Consider the following 3,962-nt stretch of genomic DNA (forward strand, 5'->3'; position numbering starts at 1 on the left):
GCGAAAGGCTTTGAGTCGTTCGAAGCCGTTGAAAAGAGGCTCGAGGAGCTTGAGCCGCTCCACAGGGAATACCTCTCGCTCAGGGACGTCCCCGAGACCCTGAAAAAGATGAGGAGAAAGCTCGAAGAGACCCTCTCCTCGATAGAAGCCAAGAGGAGAAGGATTGAGGAGCTGAACGGGGAGCTTGAGAAGCTGAAGGACGAACTCAAGGCCCTGAGGGATGCGTTCTCGGAGGAGGAGTTCTCGAGGGTCGAGGGAGAATACCTCGAAAAAATGAAAGAACTGGAGAGGGTCAGAACGGAGCTTAAGGAAGGGGAAAAGCTCAGGGACGAAATTGGAAGGCTGATAAAGGAGCTGAGGGATAAGCTGAAGGAAATCGAAAGCGCCGAGAGGGAACTCGAGAAGGTTGAGGAGCTTGAGGGTGAGATGAAGGCCTTCCGGGAGAAGGTCGCCCGCCTGAAGGCCGAAGCCGAGGTCAGAGGCCTTGCCGAAGTTGAGAGGCTCGCCGGAGAGACGTTTTCAGAGATGACCGAGGGCAAATACCAGGGAATCAAGCTCAAGCGAGAGAGGAAGTACGGCAGGGAAAGGATAGAGCTTAAGGTTCTGTACGCGGGCAACGAGGTGGGAATAGACTTCCTGAGCGGCGGGGAGAGGATAGCCCTCGGTCTGGCCTTCCGCCTGGCCCTCTCGCTCTACAAGGTGAACAACCTCGAGCTTCTCATCCTCGACGAACCGACACCTTTCCTCGACGAGGAGAGGAGGAAGAAGCTCATCGAGATAATCTCGAACCAGCTGAGGAAGATACCTCAAGTTATACTGGTTTCCCACGACGAGGAGCTGAAGGACGCGGCCGATTACGTGATTAGGGTCACCAACGTCGGCGGCAAGAGCAGGGTGGAGGTGGAGAGCCTTGGAGCGTATTAGCGATGCCCACATCAGTGCAATCAGGGAGTTTCTAGAGAAGGGGAAGAGGGTCATAGAGGCGATGCGGGAGGCGGTGCTCAGGCACTACAGCTGGGAAGAACTTCCGGAGCCTGCGGAGGGGAACGTCTACGCCGTCGACGGGAGCAGAATGACGAGACGGCTGACCGGGGCTATAATCTACGCGGTGTCCTCCGTGGCCATCGGGGAGGACCTCTACTACTGGAACGACATAGGGATGCTGTATCCATACAGCAACGTTGAGGACAGGGTCAGGATTCACATGGACATCCTGGAGAAGAGAATAGGCGCGATGGCGTACGAACTGGGCGGCGACCTCGTCCTGATGGACGGAACCCTCAGGAGCGCCCTGATAAAGCCGCCGACCTACGCGGATAGCACGACGAAGGAGCTCTACACCAAACACGGGGGAAAGCTCCTCGAGACAGCCCTCGACTTTCTGGAGTTCCTTGAAAAGCAGTGGAGGTCGTGGAAAGGGGAACTCAGGGAGCGGGGGTTTATCTCAAGCCCCTCGCTTCCGTCGAGGGGAGTTGGCGGCAAAGACATCTTCACCCTGCTCATGGAGAACCGCTCAAAGCCCATACTCGAAAGCCTCTGGTGGACAACCGACATGGAGGAGCTCGTCGTCCTCTTCGAGTACCTCGAGTACCTCCACGCCCTCGACAAGCTCTTCGGGTGCGAGGTCGGGGCCATAGCCAAAACGTTCTACAAGAGGGAGGTCGTGGAGAGGGCCTACAGGCTCGAGTTCGAGGGCCTCAAGAGGAAACTCAAGAGCAGGGAACTGCTCAACGTCGCGGGCATGATAGTGGATACCCCGGTCGTTTCATCGCTGACCTCAAGGAGGGGCTACCTGAAGTTCAGCTACTCCCAGGGTCCGAAGAAGGCAATTTCAAACCTCGTGGTGGACCTCATGAAGGAGGGCGCCCTCGAGAACCTGAGGGAGATACTCGTCCTCGATGGAAACGACATCCTGGGGGCGAGGATAAGGCCCGCCTACGTCCGCTTTACTGACGGCGGCCTCCTCTATCTGCTCGAGGTTCCCGAGGGACAGGATTTCGAAGAAACGCTCTCGAAGATAGTGGCCCTCGCCGAAGACGAGTACGTGCTCCCCCTCGAGTACGCGCACCACTCCGTTGTGATAAAGAAGAACGAGTTCGACGCGTACGTTAACTCAATACTCAGCAACCTCATCGGGGAGGATGAGGGCTACCTCGACTTCCTGCGCTACGGGAGGGAACCGCTGGAGTGATGAAGATGATTAGGGTCGGAACCTGCGGCTTCTGCGAGGGAAGGGCGAAATATTTCCGGGACTTCGACGCCGTTGAGGTTCAGCAGACGTTCTACAGAATCCTTCAGGAGAAAACACTCGAACGCTGGAGGAAAGAGGCACCGGAAGGCTTCACATTCGCGGTGAAGGCCTTTCAGGGCGTAACGCATCCTCCAAACAGCCCGACGTGGCGGAGGAGCAACGTTAGGCCGAGCAAAAACGTCGGTCTTTTGAGGCCCAAGGGCGACGTCCTTCACTTCTGGCGTTTGACACTGAAGGAGGCCAAAACCCTCGGCGCGCGCTTCATTCTCATCCAGTTGCCGAAGAGCTTCAAGGAGAGCGAGGAGAGCTTCGCCAACGCGGAACGCTTTTTTGAGATGATTGACAGGGGAAGCTTCGAGATAGCCGTTGAGCTGAGGGGCTGGAGCGAGAAGGGCGTTAAGCGCTTCGTTAGGGCCTTCGATGTCATAGACGTGACCGACCCTCTCGTGAGGATTCCGCTCCACAGCGGTGAGACGAACTACTACCGCCTTCACGGGCGCTACGAGAACGGGAGGATAGTTTACCGGCACTCCTACAGCAACGAGGAACTGCAAAGAATCAGGGAGCGCGTCCTTGGCTGGAACAAAGGTGAGAGCTTCGTCTTCTTCAACAACACCGACATGTGCAGGGACGCGAAGAGGTTCAAAGCGCTCATTTAGGGCTCAGGCACGGGTCCAGCTCATCACCGTCAGCCGAGGGTGTTGTCATCATCGCCCAAAAAGAAATGGGGATTCACTCGAACCCCGGTTTCCTTACCTTCACAACTTCTTTGTTGACAAGCGTCGGCGGAATCTGGCCGTTCTTGAAGGCTATCAGATTCCTCGCCACGAGCTCGGCCATGCCCTCTCTGGCCCCAAAGGTCGCGCTACCGATGTGGGGCGCCAAGACCACGTTCTTCAGGCTGAATAGCTCCTCGTTGTAGTACGGCTCCTCCTCGTAGACGTCTAAACCAGCTCCGGCAATCCAGCCTTCTCTAAGGGCCCTGATGAGCGCGTCGGTGTCAACGACCTTTCCGCGCGCTATGTTCACGAGAATTGCCGTGCTCTTCATGAGTCTAAATTCATTCTCGCTAATCATGTGGTAGGTTTCCTTAGTCAGCGGAACCGCTAAAACCACGAAGTCGCTCTCGCGCAGGAGCTCGTCAAGGGGTTTGAACTCTGCGTTGAGTTTCCTCTCGGCTTCCGGCTTTCTACTCCTCGAGTAGTAGAGGATTCTCATGCCGAAGCCCTTAGCCCTTTTCGCCACCGCCTGCCCGATTCTGCCGAAGCCGATGATTCCGATGGTTTTGCCGTAAACGTCGTAGCCCAAGAACCAGCGCGGGTGCCAGGCAATACCTTTCCTCTTCCACTTGCCGGAGCGCGTGAAGTTATCGGCCTCGATTAGCCTCCTCGCCGTTGCAAGCAAAAGCGTCCACGCGAAATCAGCGGTGGCATCGGTGAGGACATCGGGAGTGTTCGTTACGTAGATTCCCCTCCGCGTTGCCTCTTCAACGTCTATGTTGTCGTAGCCGACGGCGTAGTTCGCGACGATTCTTAATCTCGGCGCGTTGTCGAAGACCTCTTTATCAATCCTCTCGCTGAGCATCGTAACGAGGGCGTCAGCATCGCGAACCTTCTCGAGGAGAACCTCTCTCGGGATTTCCCGCTCCTCCGGCCAGACCTCGACCTCGAAATGCTCTCTCAGCATCTCGATGCCGTTCTCAGGAATAGCG

General features: G+C 56.7%; 3 protein-coding genes and 1 pseudogene. 3 read left to right on the top strand and 1 reads right to left on the bottom strand.

Annotated elements, in window-relative coordinates:
• The 3 genes and pseudogenes from MVK46_RS01005 to MVK46_RS01015 form a co-directional block, all read left to right on the top strand.
• Positions 1–924: pseudogene (locus MVK46_RS01005) on the top strand (chromosome segregation protein); the annotation flags it as partial.
• The gene (locus MVK46_RS01010; protein ID WP_297534582.1) at positions 911–2,191 is read left to right on the top strand and encodes a DNA double-strand break repair nuclease NurA; all 1,281 of its coding nucleotides are present in this window, start codon (positions 911–913) and stop codon (positions 2,189–2,191) included. The pseudogene MVK46_RS01005 and the gene MVK46_RS01010, both read left to right, overlap by 14 nt.
• Before the next feature lie 5 nt (positions 2,192–2,196).
• Positions 2,197–2,910 carry a DUF72 domain-containing protein gene (locus MVK46_RS01015; RefSeq protein ID WP_297534584.1) on the top strand — a complete coding sequence of 238 codons (714 nt, stop codon included), beginning with the start codon at positions 2,197–2,199 and terminating at the stop codon, positions 2,908–2,910.
• 73 nt (positions 2,911–2,983) lie between these two features.
• On the opposite strand, the gene gyaR is transcribed toward MVK46_RS01015, so the two are convergent.
• Positions 2,984–3,962 (bottom strand): glyoxylate reductase (gyaR, locus tag MVK46_RS01020; protein WP_297534583.1); only part of this gene is annotated, 979 nt, incomplete at its 5' end.

This window comes from Thermococcus sp., assembly GCF_027066465.1.
In the GTDB taxonomy this organism is placed as follows: domain Archaea; phylum Methanobacteriota_B; class Thermococci; order Thermococcales; family Thermococcaceae; genus Thermococcus.

Bases quoted from the DNA above. Each gene is read 5' to 3' on its own strand.
- MVK46_RS01015 (WP_297534584.1), top strand. From the start codon at position 2,197: ATGATTAGGGTCGGAACCTGCGGCTTCTGCGAGGGAAGGGCGAAATAT.